The 17942-nt window shown below is 44.5% G+C and carries 22 protein-coding genes; all 22 read left to right on the top strand.

Going from position 1 to position 17942, the window contains the following annotated elements:
• Positions 1-91: 91 nt before the first annotated feature.
• Positions 92-532, top strand: a complete 441-nt coding sequence (rpiB, locus tag DOT_RS13295; protein WP_009619525.1) for a ribose 5-phosphate isomerase B — start codon at positions 92-94, stop codon at positions 530-532.
• Positions 533-615: 83 nt separating this feature from the next.
• Positions 616-1176, top strand: coding sequence for a TIGR01440 family protein (locus DOT_RS13290; protein ID WP_050809881.1), 561 nt, complete (start codon positions 616-618; stop codon positions 1174-1176).
• 146 nt (positions 1177-1322) lie between these two features.
• Entirely contained in the window at positions 1323-2579 is a 1257-nt protein-coding gene (gene glyA / locus DOT_RS13285; RefSeq protein WP_040412163.1) for a serine hydroxymethyltransferase, read from the top strand.
• A 17-nt stretch (positions 2580-2596) separates the two neighbouring features.
• Complete coding sequence (upp, locus tag DOT_RS13280) at positions 2597-3226, top strand: uracil phosphoribosyltransferase (protein ID WP_009619519.1); 630 nt, start codon at positions 2597-2599, stop codon at positions 3224-3226.
• Complete coding sequence (locus tag DOT_RS13275) at positions 3223-3681, top strand: cytidine/deoxycytidylate deaminase family protein (RefSeq protein WP_040412161.1); 459 nt, start codon at positions 3223-3225, stop codon at positions 3679-3681. Before upp ends, DOT_RS13275 begins: the two co-directional genes overlap by 4 nt.
• Positions 3682-3725: 44 nt before the next feature.
• Complete coding sequence (wecB, locus tag DOT_RS13270; protein ID WP_009619515.1) at positions 3726-4847, top strand: UDP-N-acetylglucosamine 2-epimerase (non-hydrolyzing); 1122 nt, start codon at positions 3726-3728, stop codon at positions 4845-4847.
• Positions 4848-5054: 207 nt separating this feature from the next.
• Complete coding sequence (locus DOT_RS13265; RefSeq protein ID WP_009619513.1) at positions 5055-5279, top strand: AtpZ/AtpI family protein; 225 nt, start codon at positions 5055-5057, stop codon at positions 5277-5279.
• The gene (locus DOT_RS13260; RefSeq protein ID WP_040412159.1) at positions 5272-5643 is read left to right on the top strand and encodes a hypothetical protein; all 372 of its coding nucleotides are present in this window, start codon (positions 5272-5274) and stop codon (positions 5641-5643) included. The genes DOT_RS13265 and DOT_RS13260 overlap by 8 nt, the downstream gene beginning before the upstream one ends.
• Positions 5644-5671: 28 nt before the next feature.
• Positions 5672-6385 carry a F0F1 ATP synthase subunit A gene (gene atpB / locus DOT_RS13255; protein WP_242833833.1) on the top strand — a complete coding sequence of 238 codons (714 nt, stop codon included), beginning with the start codon at positions 5672-5674 and terminating at the stop codon, positions 6383-6385.
• Positions 6386-6476: 91 nt separating this feature from the next.
• Positions 6477-6707, top strand: a complete 231-nt coding sequence (atpE, locus tag DOT_RS13250) for a F0F1 ATP synthase subunit C (RefSeq protein WP_009619510.1) — start codon at positions 6477-6479, stop codon at positions 6705-6707.
• A 110-nt stretch (positions 6708-6817) separates the two neighbouring features.
• On the top strand, positions 6818-7315 hold the full coding sequence (gene atpF, locus DOT_RS13245; protein WP_009619509.1) for a F0F1 ATP synthase subunit B: 498 nt from the start codon (positions 6818-6820) through the stop codon (positions 7313-7315).
• Positions 7312-7878, top strand: coding sequence for an ATP synthase F1 subunit delta (atpH, locus tag DOT_RS13240; RefSeq protein ID WP_009619508.1), 567 nt, complete (start codon positions 7312-7314; stop codon positions 7876-7878). The genes atpF and atpH overlap by 4 nt, the downstream gene beginning before the upstream one ends.
• A 4-nt stretch (positions 7879-7882) precedes the next feature.
• A complete protein-coding gene (gene atpA, locus DOT_RS13235; protein WP_009619507.1) occupies positions 7883-9391 on the top strand; it encodes a F0F1 ATP synthase subunit alpha in 1509 nt (502 codons plus the stop codon).
• Between the two features lie 24 nt (positions 9392-9415).
• Positions 9416-10261, top strand: coding sequence for an ATP synthase F1 subunit gamma (gene atpG / locus DOT_RS13230; protein WP_009619506.1), 846 nt, complete (start codon positions 9416-9418; stop codon positions 10259-10261).
• A gap of 36 nt (positions 10262-10297) precedes the next feature.
• A complete protein-coding gene (gene atpD / locus DOT_RS13225; RefSeq protein ID WP_009619505.1) occupies positions 10298-11695 on the top strand; it encodes a F0F1 ATP synthase subunit beta in 1398 nt (465 codons plus the stop codon).
• 3 nt (positions 11696-11698) lie between these two features.
• Entirely contained in the window at positions 11699-12106 is a 408-nt protein-coding gene (locus DOT_RS13220) for a F0F1 ATP synthase subunit epsilon (RefSeq protein ID WP_009619504.1), read from the top strand.
• 186 nt (positions 12107-12292) lie between these two features.
• On the top strand, positions 12293-12955 hold the full coding sequence (locus DOT_RS13215) for a hypothetical protein (RefSeq protein ID WP_009619503.1): 663 nt from the start codon (positions 12293-12295) through the stop codon (positions 12953-12955).
• Positions 12956-13065: 110 nt separating this feature from the next.
• Positions 13066-14316, top strand: coding sequence for a UDP-N-acetylglucosamine 1-carboxyvinyltransferase (gene murA, locus DOT_RS13210; RefSeq protein WP_009619502.1), 1251 nt, complete (start codon positions 13066-13068; stop codon positions 14314-14316).
• A 185-nt stretch (positions 14317-14501) separates the two neighbouring features.
• Positions 14502-15443: a stage II sporulation protein D gene (spoIID, locus tag DOT_RS13205; RefSeq protein WP_009619501.1), complete on the top strand. Its 942-nt coding sequence runs from the start codon at positions 14502-14504 to the stop codon at positions 15441-15443.
• Between the two features lie 79 nt (positions 15444-15522).
• Positions 15523-16209 carry a M23 family metallopeptidase gene (locus DOT_RS13200; RefSeq protein WP_009619500.1) on the top strand — a complete coding sequence of 229 codons (687 nt, stop codon included), beginning with the start codon at positions 15523-15525 and terminating at the stop codon, positions 16207-16209.
• Between the two features lie 137 nt (positions 16210-16346).
• Positions 16347-16595, top strand: a complete 249-nt coding sequence (spoIIID, locus tag DOT_RS13195) for a sporulation transcriptional regulator SpoIIID (RefSeq protein ID WP_009619498.1) — start codon at positions 16347-16349, stop codon at positions 16593-16595.
• A gap of 207 nt (positions 16596-16802) precedes the next feature.
• Positions 16803-17789, top strand: a complete 987-nt coding sequence (mreB, locus tag DOT_RS13190; protein ID WP_009619490.1) for a rod shape-determining protein MreB — start codon at positions 16803-16805, stop codon at positions 17787-17789.
• Positions 17790-17942: the final 153 nt, after the last annotated feature.

The following is a 17942-nucleotide window of genomic DNA, read 5'->3' as shown; positions in this document are numbered from 1 at the left end:
AGCGGCGTAAAACGTCGCTTTATTTTGTATTATTGCAGGGATTTTGTAACTAACTGTAGAACTGAAAGTATAGAAAGATGGAGGGATGAACGTGAGAGTTGTGCTGGGATCCGATCATGGTGGCTACGAACTTAAGGAAGCCATTCGTAAACATTTAGAAGCACAGGGGTTAGAAGTCCAAGATTTAGGGACTCATTCGACCGACTCAGTGGATTATCCCGAGTATGGTTTTGCAGTAGGTAACGCGATCATGAAGGGTGAGGCAGACTTGGGGATTGCAATCTGTGGAACAGGGCAGGGAATTTCCATGGCTGCGAATAAAATTAGAGGAATTCGTGCTGCGCTTTGTACAGAGACATTTTCCGCCCGAATGGCTAGAGAACATAACAATGCCAACGTTTTAACCCTGGGTGGCCGGGTAACTGGCGTGGGTCTTGCTCTGGACATTGTGGATATCTTTTTAAAAACAGACTTTGCTGGAGGCCGGCATGCCCGCCGTGTAAATTTGATCACTGACATCGAGTGCGGTTAAATTTGAGTCATGACGATTCGAACTACAAACATCCCTGCTTGAGTCCAGGATCAAGGGGAGGGGGAAACTTTCTCGTGGATAAAATGTTTGCAGAAAAATTAGCTGATATGGCCAAAGTTTGGGATGAAGTACTTGATGCCTTTTTTATAAAGGCTAATTTGCGTTCGGGGCAGATCCTCGTTCTAGGATGTAGCACTAGTGAAGTTATCGGTCAAAGGATTGGTCAGGGAAGCAGCTTAGATGTCGCCGAGGTGTTACTGCCATCTTTGTTGGAACGGGTTCATCAGCAGGGAATCTTTTTAGCAGTACAAGGATGTGAGCATATCAACCGGGCCTTGGTAGTGGAAGAAGCCTGTGTAGATCATTATAGATTAGAGGCAGTTACAGTGCTTCCGGCGCTACATGCCGGAGGCGCAATGACGGTGAAGGCGTGGGAGAAATTCTCATCTCCGATTATGGTAGAGAGAATTCAAGGGCATGCGGGAATCGATATCGGAGACACATTTATCGGTATGCACCTGAGACCCGTAGCAATACCTATACGCTTACACGTGAAGGAGATAGGAGAAGCTCATCTAACCCTTGCCCACACCCGCCCACGCCTGATAGGTGGCCCTCGGGCTATGTATGAAGAACAGAAATGAAATTTTTTTAAACCTTCGTAGACCCAAGCCAGAGGAAGTTTCTTAGCTTAGAGAGCACTTTAGTGGAATTGCGTCAAGCGAATAGCAATGGAACGTGTGCGAATGGGCTAAGACACTTCCTCCCCCAATGAGTAGGAGTGAAATAAATGGATTATATTGATCAGTGGGTGAAACCCCAAGACCCAGAAGTCGCGCAAGCCATTGAACGAGAAGAAAATCGTCAAAGAAACACCATTGAGCTGATTGCTTCTGAGAACTTTGTCAGTCGGGCAGTGATGGCAACACAAGGGTCTGTTTTAACAAATAAGTATGCCGAAGGGTATCCTGGAAAACGCTACTATGGTGGATGCGAATATGTTGATGTGGTTGAAGACTTAGCTCGTGATCGTATTAAGAAACTTTTTGACGCTGAACATGCCAATGTCCAGCCCCATTCTGGGTCTCAGGCCAATACGGCAGTCTATTTTGCAATGCTAAAACCCGGTGACACCGTATTAGGGATGAATTTATCACACGGTGGTCATCTGACGCATGGGAGTCCGGTAAATATCTCTGGGGTATATTTTAACTTTGTTTCTTACGGGGTTGATTCGAAGACAGAGCGGATAGACTATGAGCAGGTCCGCCAGTTAGCGCTCCAACATAAACCGAAAATGCTTGTTGCTGGAGCGAGTGCCTATCCCAGAATAATTGATTTCGCCAAGTTACGTGAAATTGCGGATGAAGTGGAAGCGTTTTTCATGGTGGATATGGCACATATTGCTGGTTTAGTAGCTGCTGGATTGCACCCATCACCTGTTCCTTATGCCCATTTTGTGACCACGACTACTCATAAGACCTTAAGAGGGCCTCGTGGCGGCTTAATTCTTTGTAAGGCTGAACACGCACAAGCAATTGATAAGGCCATTTTCCCGGGAATTCAGGGGGGGCCACTGATGCATGTTATTGCCGCGAAAGCGGTTGCTTTTGGCGAAGCACTTCAGCCAGACTTTAAAGCGTACCAGACTCGTATTGTTGAAAATGCTAAAGCTCTGGCTCAAGCGTTAGTGGATCGAGGATTCCGTCTTGTCTCGGAAGGAACGGATAACCACCTTATTCTTGTGGATGTACGAAGCAAATCGGTAACAGGGAAAGAAGCGGAAACAATCTTAGATCAAGTAGGAATTACTGTGAATAAGAACACAATTCCGTTTGATACAGCAAGTCCTTATATCACTAGCGGAATTCGGGTAGGGACGCCTGCAGTAACAACGCGTGGCATGAATCCTGAAGCGATGCATCAGATTGCGGAGGCGATGGACCTTGCCTTGACCTCGCAACATGAAACTGATAAACTGGCGAAAGCACGGGAAATTGTTCGTGCGTTATGTGCGCAATATCCCTTATATGCAAATTTAGATTAGGAGTTGAGTCCTAAACCATGACAAAGCTTCAAGTTCTTGATCATCCTCTAATTCAACACAAGTTATCCCTTATTCGAGATGAGAAGACAGGTTCGAAGGAATTCAGGGAACTTGTGGAGGAAGTCGCGATGTTGATGGCCTATGAGGTTACCCGCGATTTTCCCCTTCAGGAAATTGAGGTTAAAACACCGGTCGCATTAGCAAAAGCCAAAGTGATTGCCGGTCGGAAAGTTGGTTTGGTACCAATCCTGCGCGCTGGGTTAGGAATGGTTGATGGAATGCTTCGCTTGATTCCGGCGGCAAAGGTTGGACATGTCGGCCTTTATCGGGATCCAGAGACCCTATTACCAGTAGAATATTATTGCAAGCTGCCCAATGATATTGCAGAACGCGATCTTATTGTCATTGACCCTATGTTGGCAACCGGTGGTTCAGCGTCTGCAGCCATCACGTTCTTGAAAGATCGTGGCGCTAAAAACATTAAATTGATGTGCCTGATTGCCGCCCCAGAAGGAATTAAAACCGTGCAAAACGCACACCCTGACGTTGATATATTTGTCGCGGCAGTGGATGAGCGCTTAAATGAACACGGTTATATTGTACCGGGCCTCGGTGATGCAGGTGATCGGTTGTTTGGGACGAAATGATGAAGCGACCGAGTTGGGACAGTTATTTTATGCAGATGGCAGAAGTAGTTGCTGGGCGATCGACTTGTCTGCGCCGTCAGGTTGGGGCAGTAATAGTCAAGGATAAGCAAATTTTGAGTACAGGGTATAACGGGAGTCCTGCGGGACTCCTGCACTGTGATGAAGTCGGTTGTTTACGGCAGACCTTAAACGTTCCCTCCGGGGAACGCGTTGAGATCTGCCGTGCTGTGCATGCAGAACAAAATGCATTGGTACAAGCAGCGAAGCACGGGGTCGCGATTGCAGGGGCTGACCTCTATACGACCCATCAACCTTGCGTATTATGTACAAAGTTATTAATTAATGTTGAGATAAGGCGAGTTGTCTATACTCATTCCTATCCAGATCAGCTTGCAGCAGCAATGGCAAAAGAAGCAGGATTAGAGTTAGTGCAGTTTGCGGAAGAGAAGCCATAAATTGTGAAGCAAGTGATTGGCATTCAATCGAAGGGAGTAAAGCCGTGCAAAACCGAAAAAAAGTGATGGTAGTGTTTGGTACACGCCCGGAGGCTATAAAAATGGCTCCAGTGATCAGAGCACTTCGGCAGCAAGAGTCAATTCTCTGTCAAGTTACTGTGACAGCTCAGCACCGTGAGATGTTAGATCAAGTTTTGAAGTTATTTCACATGGTTCCAGATTTTGATCTAGACCTCATGAAGCAGGGGCAAACGTTAACCGAAATTACTACTCAGGCACTTGCGGGGCTTAAAGAGATTTTTCAAAGTGAACTTCCTGACCTTGTGCTGGTACATGGGGACACAACAACGACATTTGTAGCCGCACTTGCTGCATTTTATGCACAAATTCCTGTTGGGCATGTCGAAGCTGGACTACGTACGGGAAATAAGTTTTCGCCCTTTCCTGAAGAGATGAATCGTAAGCTAACTGGCGCTCTAACAGATTTGCATTTCGCCCCAACTGAAACGGCGAAGAGGAACCTCTTGCTTGAAGGCGTTGTGCCAGAAAAGATTTTTGTAACAGGCAATACTGTGATTGATGCTTTGTTAGATACAGTGAAACCAGAGTATGTTTTTTTGGACCCTCACATTCAAACGATCCTCAAACAGGGTGAAAAATCACGAATGATTCTGGTCACAACGCATCGCAGAGAAAATCTTGGTGAACCGATGCGTCAAATTTATCAAGCCTTGAAGAGTACGCTGGAGTTATTTCCGGACACATACATTATCTTTCCAGTACATAAAAATCCCGAGGTTCGGAAAGTGGTCACTGAAGTCTTAGGATCTCATCCGAGAGTTAATCTGATAGAACCAATGGACTACGAGCCATTTGTAAATATTATGGCACGATCGTATATAATCTTGACCGACTCAGGAGGAATTCAGGAGGAAGCACCTTCGCTTGGTATACCAGTTCTTGTTGTGAGGGATACTACAGAACGCCCGGAAGCAGTAGCGGCGGGGACAGTTTTACTTGTGGGGACTAAATATGAGAAAGTGTTTTCGGAATTAAAGCACCTTATTGGGGATCAAAGGTCATACCATAAAATGGCAATGTCGACTAATCCATACGGCGATGGACGTGCTGCGAAACGTATTGCTAAGATTATCGAAGGAAAGTGAGCGTGGTGATAAAATTAAACAATGCTGTACAAAATAGTACAAAGTTGTGGTATAGTTAGTTAGAATTAAATAAATAAGAGAAAATTGTAAAAAGTTATTGGAAATATAAATACTGAATTGTCAGTTTTAATTGTAGAATGAGCAGGAATTTAGATTTGCTTCGCGAATACATTTACCTTAGTACATATAGAAAAGGAAAGAATGAAAATGGCAAGGAACCAAAAAGGCTGGCAGAAAGGATTTGAGATCGGTTCCAGTATTGCGACATCGTTAGCGGGGTTAGTCGGGGGAGGATTCCTATTAGGGCGTTACTTAGATGACCGCTTGGGAACACAACCATGGTTGACCATAATCTTAATGTTAAGTGGTTTGGTACTCGGGGGGAGCTACCTAGTGATCACTTTAAAGAAATTTGGAGTATCCGATGATTAGAAGTAGCTTAATTGCCTTATTGAGTGGAACGTCCTGTATATTGATTGCGGTAGCATTGACGGGTCGACAGGCTTTTCTTGGTGGTTTAATTGGTTACTGGGTAGGGTTTGGCTATACAGTGTGGATTTATAACGAGACACAGCGAAGTTCTGAGCTTGATATTCATTCAGCACTTAAGCGGATGCGTCGAAGTCTTGTGGCTCGATTGGGCATGGTGACCCTCGTGGTTGCTGCAGTGGCCCGCTTCCAGTCAAAATGGCTACTTAGTTTAGCTTTAGGGATTGCTACAGGGGTGATAATATCATTCATCACCGTTGCAATACACAAACTTCATGGAGAAAGGGGTGATAAAAGAAGTGCATGAAGAACTAGTTTTATGGCATTTAGGGAGCATGACCTTCCATGCCAAAACTTTGGTCATGACTTGGATGACGATGTTTCTTATTTGCGTGTTCTGTTTTATGGGGGTTCGTCATTTAACGAGCGGCAAACCTGGTAAAATGCAAAATGTTTTGGAATGGATCGTCGACTTTGTCAGTAACCTTGTGGGTGATAACATGGGACTGGAGAAGGGGCGTCCGATTCTAGGGTATTTGCTAACGTTGATTACGTTTGTGTTCTTTTCCAATATGATTGGCCTTATCCCAAACTTAACGTTTAACTTATTTGAACATTTCCACATAGAATTTGCCCATTTGGACAAGATTTTCGAGGAACCAGTTTGGTCGTCACCTACGGCAGATATTAACATCACAATGGCCTTAGCAATATTAACAATTTGCATGGTTATTGGCTTAGGGGTTAAGCACAAAGGACTCCATTATTTCCATCATTTTATTGAGCCTTTTAAGGTGTTCTCGATTATTCACATCATTGACATGCTTTCAAAGCCAATGACGCTGGCCTTTCGTCTTTTTGGGAATATCTTTGCTGGGGAAATTCTAATCAAGGTTATTCTGATGCTTCCTGGAAAATCGGTTTTGGGAGGAATCCCTCCCATGGTAGTGTGGCTGGCCTTTAGTATTTTCATTGGAGCCATCCAATCCTACGTGTTCACGGTGTTGACTACGGCTTACATATCTCAAGCCGTCTCATCGGATCATTAAAACATTGTTTCAGTTAGTTTTCAGTGACGCGTAAAGCTCGCTGAGGGAATAATACTTACAATCTATTGCAAATAAGAAAGGAGGAAATCCTATGGACGTGTCTGCTGCAGCTGCGTTAGGTGCAGGACTTGCTGCTGGATTAGCAGCCCTTGGAGCTTCGCTTGGTAATGGTAGTGTTGTTACTAAAACTCTGGAGGGTATTGCCCGCCAACCTGAAGCCAAAGCATCCTTACAATCCACCATGTTTATCGGTGTCGGCTTGATCGAGGCCTTACCACTGTTAACTTGGGTACTTGCCCTTCTTCTCATGTTCACAAAGTAAGTTTGCGTGATGGGCAAAAGTTAGACCCATCTTAAATTCAAGGGGGAACGAAAGTTCCCCCTTGAAAAAAATCATTACGACGTTATCATACTCGAGGGGGGGGTAGACCATTGGGTGGGAATCCTATTCAATTTGACTATACGTTTGTGGTAATGATAGTTTCTTTCCTGTTGCTCGTTTGGCTGCTCAGTTCAAAAGCTTGGGGTCCGTTAATGAAAATGATGGAAGAACGGCGGAGTCGCATTGAATCGATGCTTGCTCAGGCGGAAAATGAACGCAAACAGGCAGATCAAATTAAACGCGAATACCAAGAAGAAATGCGTAAAGCACGTCAGGAAGCTCAAGAAGTGATTGCCAAGGCTACAAAGGTTAGCGAAGCTCGGGCGAATGAGATTTTAGCAGCTTCTCATGAAGAGGCAGAAAAAATCAAGAAATCCGCTTTAGCAGATATTGAACGCGAACGCGATCGAGCAATTTCTGAAGTCAAAGCACAAGTTGCAGATTTGTCGGTTTTAGTTGCTGAAAAAATCATTCGCCAAAAGCTTGACATGAAAGGTCAAGGAAAACTCATTGAGCAATTCATTCAAGAGGTAGGGGAAATGCAATGATAAATGGGGCACTGGCTCGTAGGTATTCTCAGGCCTTGTTTAGTATTGCCTCGGAGACGTCTCTTGATCCAATTGACAATGACTTGCGTGAACTTACAAAATTTGTGGAGGAAAACGAAGAGGTTAAACGCATCCTGCTTCATCCGCATATTTCCTTGAAGGAGAAAAAATCCGTCATGGATAAGTTGCTGGGAGAAGACTTTGGTGCCACGACACGTCATTTCCTCTATCTATTGATTGATAGGAAAAGGGAAAACCTTTTACCGTTCATTCAACGTGAGTTTACTCGGTTGGCGGATGAGGCACGGAAAGTTGTGGAAGCTAAAGTGGCCAGTGCCGTTGCTCTGAGCCCTTCCCAACTTGACGATCTAAAACAGGCCATAGGACGTAAGACGGGGAAAGACGTCCGTATTATTAGCGAAGTTCGAGCTGAACTCATTGGTGGAATTCTTATACAGGTGGGAGACAGCGTGATTGATGGGAGCATCGCTCACGCTTTGAACAGAATGCGTGGGGATTTGCGTAGAACCTCAGATAAACCTCAGGAAGTAGGGGTGAAATAACAGGATGAACTTGCGTCCAGAAGAAATTAGTTCCATTATCAAACAACAAATTGAACGCTATGATACGGCTGTTGATATTGTAGATGTCGGAACAGTTATCCAGGTTGGAGACGGCATTGCCCGTGTATACGGTTTGGAGAAGGCCATGGCCGGAGAACTCCTAGAGTTTCCAGGTGACGTTTACGGCATGGCAATGAACCTTGAAGAAGATAATATTGGTTGCGTTATTCTTGGACCTTTTACAGGGATTAAAGAGGGCGATCAAGTCAAGAGAACAGGACGGATTGTGGAAGTTCCTGTCGGCGAGCCTATGATTGGCCGCGTAGTTAATGCTCTTGGTCAACCCATTGATGGCAAAGGGGAGATCGTAACGGATAAGTTCCGTCCGATTGAATCCCCAGCATCAGGTGTTATTGCGCGAAAATCCGTGAGTGAACCGATGCTAACTGGTCTTAAATCTATTGATGCTATGGTTCCTATTGGTCGTGGTCAGCGGGAATTAATTATTGGTGACCGCCAAACTGGTAAAACGGCTGTAGCTATCGATACGATTATCAACCAAAAAGGTCAAGACATGATTTGTATTTACGTAGCTGTAGGCCAAAAAGCATCGACAGTTGCCAGCGTGGTTCAGAAATTAGAAGAAAACGATGCTATGAAGTACACAATTGTCGTATGCGCTACTGCTTCTGAGCCTTCACCAATGGTCTTTATCGCACCTTATGCCGGGGCTGCTATGGGTGAAGAGTTCATGTATAATGGCAAACATGTCCTGATCATTTACGATGACCTTTCTAAACAAGCGGTAGCTTACCGTGAACTTTCACTGCTCCTTAAACGCCCACCAGGACGTGAAGCATACCCTGGAGACGTTTTTTATCTCCACTCTCGTTTGTTGGAGCGGGCTGCGAAGTTGTCTGATGACCTTGGTGGAGGTTCAATGACGGCACTTCCGATTATTGAAACTCAAGCAGGTGACGTGTCGGCCTATATTCCTACTAACGTTATTTCCATTACAGACGGTCAGATCTTTTTGGAGTCAGACCTCTTTAACGCCGGCTTCCGGCCAGCAATCAACGTTGGTCTTTCCGTTTCTCGGGTAGGTGGTAGTGCCCAAATCAAAGCTATGAAACAGGTTGCTGGACAGCTTCGTTTGGACCTCGCCAGCTATCGTGAATTAGCAGCATTTGCTCAATTTGGATCTGACTTGGATAAAGTTACCCAAATGCGTCTGGCCCGTGGAAAACGGACTATGGAAATTCTCAAACAAAATCAGTATGCAACAATGCCGGTTGAGGAAGAAGTTGTCGTTATCTATGCGGCGGTTAAAGGGTTTACTGATGACATTGATGCTGAAAAGATTGGGAAATTCGAACAAGAATACCTGCGCTTCATGCGCTCCGTGAAGGCCGACCTGTTGACTAAAATTCGCACCGAGAAGGCGCTCTCCAATGATATGATCGTCGCTCTGGAAAAAGCAATTAACGAATTCAAACAGGGGTTTGTGGCCTAGATTAAAAAGGAGTAGGTGAATGAGGTGGCAGGAGTACGCGATATTCGTCGCCGGATCCGCAGCGTCCGTAACATGCAGCAGATCACTAAGGCGATGAAAATGGTTTCCGCGGCCAAACTCAGGAAAGCCCAACAAAAGCTTAACGCTGCCCGCCCCTATGCCCACCAATTGCAAGGGGTCTTGGAACGCCTATCACAGGTTCCTGGGGATACGGTTCATCCGCTTTTGATTAAGCGGCCTGTGCAGAAGGTGGTTTATGTGGTGATAACATCAGACCGTGGTCTTTGCGGAGGGTATAATTCGAACCTGATTCGGAAGACCGCCGGTTTGATTGCCGAAACGCCACAAGAAGTTAAGTTGGTGACGGTAGGCCGCAAAGGTCGAGATTTCTTCCGACGCGGTAAAATTGAGTTTTTGGCTGAGTTTGTAGCACTTGGAGATGAACCAAGTTATAATCAAGCGAAAGAAATAGCCCAGGAAGTGGTGCGACTTTACGAGCAGGGTGAAGCGGATGAGGTTTATCTGATGTATACTGAATTCGTAAGCGCAATTAACGCGAGACCTACGCAAGTCAAACTACTTCCCATCGAAAAGCCTGAAGGCAAACAAAGTAAACAATATATTTTTGAACCGTCTCCTGATGAGATCCTTGCAAGTCTGCTGCCGAAGTATGTAGAAACACAGATCTTTCGGTCAATTCTTGAAGGAAAAGCAAGCGAGCAAGGGGCTAGGATGACAGCCATGAGTTCGGCAACAGATAACGCCAAAGATATGATTGACCGATTGTCGTTGATTATGAATAGAGCCCGACAGGCGGCGATTACTAAGGAAATATCTGAAATTGTCGGCGGAGCAGCTGCTTTAGATTAAGCTGCCGGAAAAACCCAATAAGGAGGTTTCGCGCCTGTGAAGAACGGCAAGGTTTTGCAAGTTTTGGGACCGGTAGTTGACGTTGCGTTTGCGCCCGATGAACTGCCGGCGATATATACTGCCATTAAGGTAATTGTTCCTGAACAGAAACTTAATATCACCTTAGAAGTAGCTCAGCATCTCGGGAACGATACAGTACGTTGTGTTGCCATGTCCTCGACTGATGGTCTGCAAAGGGGCATAGATGCAATTAATACTGGTGCACCAATTACAGTTCCTGTCGGACCCGCAACTTTGGGTCGGATGGTAAGTGTTTTGGGAGAGCCAATTGATAACGCTGGAGATATTAAGTCCGATACCAATTATTCAATCCATCGTCCGGCTCCGGCCTTTGAAGATCAAGAGCCATCTACCCGTATTTTGGAGACTGGTATTAAAGTTATCGACTTATTATGTCCGTATTCTAAAGGCGGAAAGATTGGACTCTTCGGCGGTGCTGGTGTTGGTAAAACTGTATTAATTATGGAACTTATTAACAATATTGCTAAACAACACGGTGGTCTTTCTGTATTTGCCGGTGTTGGTGAGCGGACTCGTGAAGGAAATGACCTTTACCACGAAATGAAAGAGTCTGGCGTTATCGATAAGACCGCTATGGTGTTCGGCCAAATGAACGAACCGCCTGGAGCTCGTCTTCGTGTAGGTCTAACGGGCTTGACAATGGCTGAGTACTTCCGTGATGAACAAGGACAAGACGTGTTGCTCTTTATCGACAACATTTTCCGCTTCACGCAAGCCGGGTCTGAGGTTTCGGCTCTGCTCGGCCGGATGCCTTCGGCCGTAGGTTATCAGCCAACGTTGGCAACAGAGATGGGTCAACTGCAAGAGCGGATTACCTCCACTCGTAAAGGATCTATTACATCTGTACAAGCTATCTACGTGCCTGCTGACGACTTGACAGACCCCGCTCCGGCAACAGCATTTGCCCACTTAGATGCTACAACGGTTTTGTCTCGTGCCATTACTGAAATCGGGATTTATCCTGCTGTGGACCCCTTGGACTCAACGTCACGGATTCTTTCACCATTAGTTCTTGGTGAAGAGCATTATACTGTTGCGCGTCAAGTTCAGCAACTTCTCCAAAAGTACAAAGAATTGCAGGATATCATTGCTATTCTAGGTATGGATGAGCTTTCTGAAGAAGAAAAAATTATTGTTGCACGTGCTCGTAAGATCCAACGTTTCTTGTCACAACCGTTCCACGTTGCTGAAGTATTTACGGGCTCGCCTGGAAAGTATGTGCCCTTGAAAGAGACAATTCGTAGCTTTAAAGAAATTGCGGATGGGAAATACGACCACATTTCAGAGGCAGCTTTTCTAATGGTCGGCGCAATTGAAGAGGTTGTCGAAAAAGCTAAGAAACTGGGGGAGTAAGCTATGGCAGGAACATTCTCGCTACGCATAGTCTCTCCTGAAGGAAACGTATTAAAAGAAGATGTTGAGTTTGCAGTTATTCCTGGTGAATTAGGTGAATTAGGGATTTTGCCGAACCACGCACCCTTAATTGCAGGCATGGATATCGGTGTCTTACGGTACAACCTGAATGGTGCTGTTAAACGAGTGGCGGTTGCGGGGGGGTTCGTCGAAGTTATCGAAAACTCCGCGATAGTTCTTGCGGATACTGCTGAGTTGAGCGAGGATATCGATGTTGCTCGTGCCCAAGAGGCCAGAGAACGGGCGAAGAAACGCTTGTCAACACGTACGAACGAGATTGATGTACGACGAGCGGAGTATGCATTGCGAAGAGCAGCTGCACGTATTGAGGCATCAGTTGGCAAAAAATAAGCATATTTTTGAAGTATTGTTTTCCACTATATAAGAAAAAGAGCCCGTTGGGCCCTTTTTCTTTTTTTATTTATTGCTTAATTTAGGATATGTATAAACTTTTTAGTGTTAAGTATGTTAGCTTTCTCACTATTTGGTAAAGCTATGGCTAAACCTATAGAAAGATTGAGAAAGAGGCCTTCTATAATGCTTGTTAGACGAATGAAGTCAAAACAGAATCTACATAGAATAATCATGATTTCCCTAATTGCCTGTATATTATGTATCGGCTTTGGTATTCACAACGTTTATATGGGGATGCCTTCAAAAGACACGCTTAAGACCTCTCAGATGGAGGTACCCTTACTTTTAAACTCAGAGGTTGTGCTGGCGGAAGAAGCTGAGGTAAACGTGATATTGTGGTTTGAAGATGGAGAGATACCACTTGAAATTTGGACAAAAAAGCCAATGCCTAATTGGAACTGGGACTATAAAGAGCTAAAGACTGGAAATGGAAACGTAGCCGTAACTATTTCTGGGCATTGCTTTATTGATAAAAACGAGGAAAGTAATCTATATTCGTGGTATACTATTATGGCTCAACAAATGGCTAAAACCGACGGGCACATCTATTTGGATGAACGTGTCCCTCAATTAGTCGATATTGCTTCTTACTTAAGCAAGACAAATGCCTTGCCTTCTCAATGGGCCCTTCAGGGTGACATGGTTTCCATCGCTGGATACCAGAGCAATTTTAATAATAGTGTGATAGCAGGTCAAGATCTTGTTAACATTCAATTGCTTAGTCGGGGGAAAAACACTGAAGGACAAACTGTCTTGGCTATGCCAGTCTTGCTGGAAGAATTTTAAAGTACTTTTTGAGGAAAATAGTCGAATTTAAGCAGGATAAAAGACTGAACAAAGAGAATTAATACAAGTCCGGGTATAATGAAAACAGAGACAGGGGGTGTCTTTAGAATTTGAGTATGCTTACTATCACAGGCGGCAAACCGCTTGAAGGGACAATCACAGTAAGTGGGGCGAAAAACGCTGTACTTCCTATTATAGCTGCAAGTTTGTTATGTGCCGAACCCATTCAATTAGATGATGCTCCAGATTTGTTAGATGTGAATGTCATGAATCAGGTTATATCGGCTTTGGGTTCAACGGTTGAGCGAAAGGGCTCAACTCTGAAAATCCATGCTCGTGAGATAGATTGTATAGAAGCTCCATATGACCTTGTTTCTCAAATGAGAGCGTCTATTGTCACTATGGGTCCACTCCTAGCTCGTAAAGGGCATGTGCGTATCTCTCATCCAGGTGGGTGTGCCATAGGGTCTCGCCCTATAAATTGGCATTTAAAGGGATTAGAAGCTCTAGGTGCAGAAGTCAAAATGGATCATGGGTTCTTAGATGTTACGTCTAAAGGGCTTAAAGGAGCTCGAATTTACTTAGATTATCCAAGTGTGGGAGCTACGGAAAATATTATGATGGCTGCCGCAATGGCCCAAGGGACGACACTTATAGAAAATGCTGCGCAAGAGCCGGAAATTGTGGATTTGGCAACATTTTTGAATGAAATGGGTGGCAAAGTGCGTGGGGCAGGTACGAGTATCATTCATATTGAAGGTGTTCGTGAGTTTCACGGCACCACACACACGGTTATTCCCGATCGGATTGAGGCGGGCAGCTATCTTCTTATGGCAGCTGCAACTGGTGGAGATGTGTTAGTTCAAAATGTCATTGCGGATCATCTTAAGCCTCTGATTGCCAAAATGGAAGAGGCAGGAATTCGCATGTCTGAAGAAGACGACGGAATTCGTATTAGCGGAAATGGTATCTATAATGCAGTGGATATTAAAACTCAGGTTCATCCAGGATTTCCGACGGATCTTCAAGCTCCCTTTATGGCATTTCTAACACGGGCAAACGGTACGGGTTTATTCACAGAAACAGTCTTCGAGAACCGCTTCATGCATGTGGATGAGCTTAAGCGAATGGGAGCAGATATCAAGATCGAAGGGCGTAGTGCCATTGTTCATGGGATACAACGTCTGAATGCGGCACCAGTGACTGCAACTGATTTGCGGGCCGGAGCCGCATTAATACTGGCTGCATTGACTGCGGAAGGGACGACCGGTATTCGCGGAATTCACCATATTGATCGGGGTTACGAGAAGGTAGAGGAAAAACTATCTCGTTTGGGTGCTGAAATTATTCGTGAGAAATAGAGAGTGGGCGAAGTGGCGGTGCATCTTTAGAAATTACTTAATTATGTATGAGAAAATATAGAGGCAATAAAAAGGACAAGGAACAGATTAAACTATTCCTTGTCCTTTTTGTACCCTTTGACTGCCATATTCTTTACCTTTTCTGCATAGATTTAAGCAAAATGCTTGTACCGCAGGAGGATCAAATGAAAAAAGAATGGGTATGGCTCATTGCATTATCGCTTTGTATTGTATTTGTAATTCCGTGGAGTATCTTACGTTGGCAGAAAGAGAAGGTCATAACCGATGATGTACAAATTCGTATATTAATGCCTAGCGGGGAAGTGGTAAAAATAGCACTGGAGGACTATCTCTTAGGGGTTGTTGCTGCAGAGATGCCTGCAGAATTTGAGATTGAAGCCTTAAAAGCTCAGGCAGTCGCGGCTCGAACCTATGCAGCAAAGCGACTAGGCCAAAAAAATAGTTCAGATATTGGATATGATGTTGATACAACGGTTCAAACCCAAGCTTGGTTGTCGGACACACAAATGAAGGCCAAATGGGGATGGTTTAATTACTGGCGGTATCGAGGCAGATTGCAAAAAGCAGTGAGTGAAACGCGCGGCCAGGTTCTCGTTGCCAATGGTGAATATATCGATGCCTTTTATCATAGCAGTAGCGGAAGAAAGCCAACCGAGCGATCTGAGGAGGTGTGGAGTTCGCCTCGTCCATATCTGCAAAATGTTAGTTCAGGTGAAGAAAATTTAGAGCGTTATATAAAAAGCTTTGGTTTTACGCCAACAGAGTTGTACAAGAAATTAGGAATCAAGGGATCTCCACAGTCTATGAATTCTGAAGATATTCAAGTATTAAGCCGAACGACGGTCGGAAGAGTCAAGAGCGTACGTTTGTTAGGCAAAGTATATCTCGCAACTCAGCTCAGAACGTTACTTGGACTCCCCTCAACAGATATCGAATGGGTTGTTCAACCTGAGCGCTTAATTATAACAGCATATGGTAATGGGCACGCAGTAGGGATGTCGCAATGGGGAGCCAATGATTTGGCTAAAAAAAATAAGAAAGTTGAAGAGATTCTGGCTCATTATTATCCGGGTACAAAGCTTATGGCGTTAGGATATAAGCGTTAGAGATTTATGAAATTGTTTCATTGAGAAGAGGCGTCTAAAAGTTGCGGCATTCGGCAAGGCTAGATTTGAGGTGAGTCGAGTGAATTATTGGAAAAGGTCTAAAGGTTGGATCTTGGTCTGGAGCGCAACTCTTTTAGTGAGTGGTCTAATAATATTTAAAGGATATCTAAGTTCCTCATCAATCTCTATCCAAGAGAGAGCAACCAAGTTGCCAAGTCAGACAACCCAAGCCGTCTCAGAAGGTAACCAAACTCAAACGATACAAAGAACGACTGTGGATACTCAGGCAGACGTTTCTGCAGGTTCTGTAAAGGCTCAAGAACCCTCGGAAGGATTAAGGCTTGTGCATGAACCGACAGACATGGGTGAAAAAAATTGGAGTATTAAGGATTTCCCCAGTCCAGTGCAGGGGAAAATTTTGCGCGATGTAGGGAGCTATTATTCAGAAACTCTTGAGAGTTACATCTTTCATGCCGGTGTGGACTACGCAGAACCAGAAGGGACAGTAATCCGAGCAACACATGGAGGGAAAGTTGTTTCTATAGGATTAGACCCAATCTTAGGTCAGCAAGTGACTTTAGACTGTGGTGAAGGTTGGTTGGTCACTTATGGGGGGTTGGATAATCTTCGTGTGCATGTGGGTGAGATAGTAGTGAATCAAGGGGCGCTTGGACAGGTTGGATTCTTCCCAGGAGCAGAAGGACAAAATGATCGTACGCAACTTCATTACGAAGTATGGCATGATAATGAAGTGCAAAGGCCCTAGTAGGTTATTATTTATAAATTGCGGTCTTAAGATAAACAACACAGTATTTACCAAATGAGGACATCCTTTTATGGATGTCTTTTTTTATCGAGTATGCATATAAATGTAGTACGCTTGTGGACGAAGGAGGGCTCTGTGTGCAAGAATATATACGCAAACGGGTGCTCGATATTGGGACTTACATATTGGAATCGAGTGCAACGGTGAGGCAAACGGCTGATGTTTTCGGTGTTTCGAAATCGACGGTGCATAAAGATGTGACTGAACGACTACCCCTGGTAAATGAGAAACTGTCCATGGAAGTAAAGCATATTCTTGAGACCAATAAGGCCGAACGGCATATTCGAGGAGGCGAGGCGACCCGGAAAAAATACCAGGAAAATTAAAAACGAAATTTAGAATGTGATCAGCATAAGAAATTTGTAGAAGAATGCCAAAAAAGTTGAAAAGCAAAAAGGGATTAGAGATTTTATCACGAATGATTTTAGTACTAACAAATAATAGCGAATCTCCCGCGAGGGAGATTGTGCTATTTGTTTATATAAACATATATAATTGGACAAGCTATGATGACGAAAGGGGTATCTCCATCAATGTTTGGAATAGATTTAGGAATAGATCTGGGAACAGCTAGTGTCTTGGTTTATGCTAAAGGAAAAGGAATTGTGTTACATGAGCCTTCTGTAATCGCCATTGACCGTAATACCAATAAACGAATTGCTGTAGGAGAAGAAGCACGGTTAATGATCGGGCGAACACCGGGGAATATTGTCGCCGTACGTCCGATGCGTGATGGTGTGATCGCTGATTATCAGACCACGGAGCTAATGTTAAAATATTTTCTGGAGAAAGCGGGCGCCAAGCGCTGGCCTTTTTTCAAAACTCGTGTTGTAGTTTGTATTCCTTCAGGAGTAACAGAAGTAGAACAACGAGCAGTTAAGCAGGCAGCATATCAGGCTGGAGCCAAAGATGTAAAAGTGGTAGAAGAACCATATGCTGCAGCCTTGGGCGCGGGGTTGGATATTTTTGGTCCAACCGGAAGTATGGTCGTAGATATTGGTGGGGGCACAACAGATATTGCGGTGCTCTCGCTTAATGGCATAGTAGCTAAACGTAGTCTTCGCGTTGGTGGAGATAAATTTGATGAAGCTATTACTCGGTATATACGCCGTGAACATAATCTCATGATCGGAGAACGTACTGCTGAAGAAATTAAAATGGCGGTGGGTTCAGCAATACCTGAGGGCCGTCCAGCGGCGTTCATTGATGTTCGCGGTAGGGATTTGATTACAGGTTTACCTAAAACAGTCAAAGTCAATTCTCAAGAGTGTTTTGTTGCCCTTGAGGAATCCATAGAGGCGATTGTCGCTGGAGTGAAAGAAGTTTTAGAACGTACCCCTCCTGAGTTAGCCTCGGATATTCTTGACAAAGGAATTGTAATGACTGGGGGAGGAGCCTTAATGTATGGCTTTGACCAGCGTGTGTCCCGAGAGACTGGATTGCCGGTTAGCATAGCCGAAGATCCAATATCCAGTGTGGCCTTGGGTACAGGCAAGGTATTAAACGGATGTTTTAAATAAAAGGATGGCGCTAGAATCCTAAATATAAACTTGAAATGTCCGAGGATAGTGTTCTAATCCGAATAGAGAATCTGTTCGGGTAAGGGTTGTTATCCTTGGACTTTCTCAATTAATTTTACAACTGCTCTTGGAGCAGAAAGTTAGAACTGTCCC

The organism is Desulfosporosinus sp. OT (assembly GCF_000224515.1).
Lineage (GTDB): Bacteria > Bacillota > Desulfitobacteriia > Desulfitobacteriales > Desulfitobacteriaceae > Desulfosporosinus.
This window is presented reverse-complemented; position numbering and strand designations above follow the sequence as displayed.

What these genes read in the sequence shown, in the direction of transcription:
- atpA (WP_009619507.1), top strand. Translation starts at nt 7,883, where the DNA reads ATGAACTTGCGTCCAGAAGAAATTAGTTCCATTATCAAACAACAAATT.
- atpE (WP_009619510.1), top strand. Translation starts at nt 6,477, where the DNA reads ATGGACGTGTCTGCTGCAGCTGCGTTAGGTGCAGGACTTGCTGCTGGA.
- mreB (WP_009619490.1), top strand. Translation starts at nt 16,803, where the DNA reads ATGTTTGGAATAGATTTAGGAATAGATCTGGGAACAGCTAGTGTCTTG.
- DOT_RS13220 (WP_009619504.1), top strand. Translation starts at nt 11,699, where the DNA reads ATGGCAGGAACATTCTCGCTACGCATAGTCTCTCCTGAAGGAAACGTA.
- atpH (WP_009619508.1), top strand. Translation starts at nt 7,312, where the DNA reads ATGATAAATGGGGCACTGGCTCGTAGGTATTCTCAGGCCTTGTTTAGT.
- DOT_RS13215 (WP_009619503.1), top strand. Translation starts at nt 12,293, where the DNA reads ATGCTTGTTAGACGAATGAAGTCAAAACAGAATCTACATAGAATAATC.
- DOT_RS13260 (WP_040412159.1), top strand. Translation starts at nt 5,272, where the DNA reads ATGATTAGAAGTAGCTTAATTGCCTTATTGAGTGGAACGTCCTGTATA.
- glyA (WP_040412163.1), top strand. Translation starts at nt 1,323, where the DNA reads ATGGATTATATTGATCAGTGGGTGAAACCCCAAGACCCAGAAGTCGCG.
- DOT_RS13275 (WP_040412161.1), top strand. Translation starts at nt 3,223, where the DNA reads ATGATGAAGCGACCGAGTTGGGACAGTTATTTTATGCAGATGGCAGAA.
- atpB (WP_242833833.1), top strand. Translation starts at nt 5,672, where the DNA reads ATGACCTTCCATGCCAAAACTTTGGTCATGACTTGGATGACGATGTTT.
- DOT_RS13265 (WP_009619513.1), top strand. Translation starts at nt 5,055, where the DNA reads ATGGCAAGGAACCAAAAAGGCTGGCAGAAAGGATTTGAGATCGGTTCC.
- upp (WP_009619519.1), top strand. Translation starts at nt 2,597, where the DNA reads ATGACAAAGCTTCAAGTTCTTGATCATCCTCTAATTCAACACAAGTTA.
- spoIID (WP_009619501.1), top strand. Translation starts at nt 14,502, where the DNA reads ATGAAAAAAGAATGGGTATGGCTCATTGCATTATCGCTTTGTATTGTA.
- DOT_RS13290 (WP_050809881.1), top strand. Translation starts at nt 616, where the DNA reads ATGTTTGCAGAAAAATTAGCTGATATGGCCAAAGTTTGGGATGAAGTA.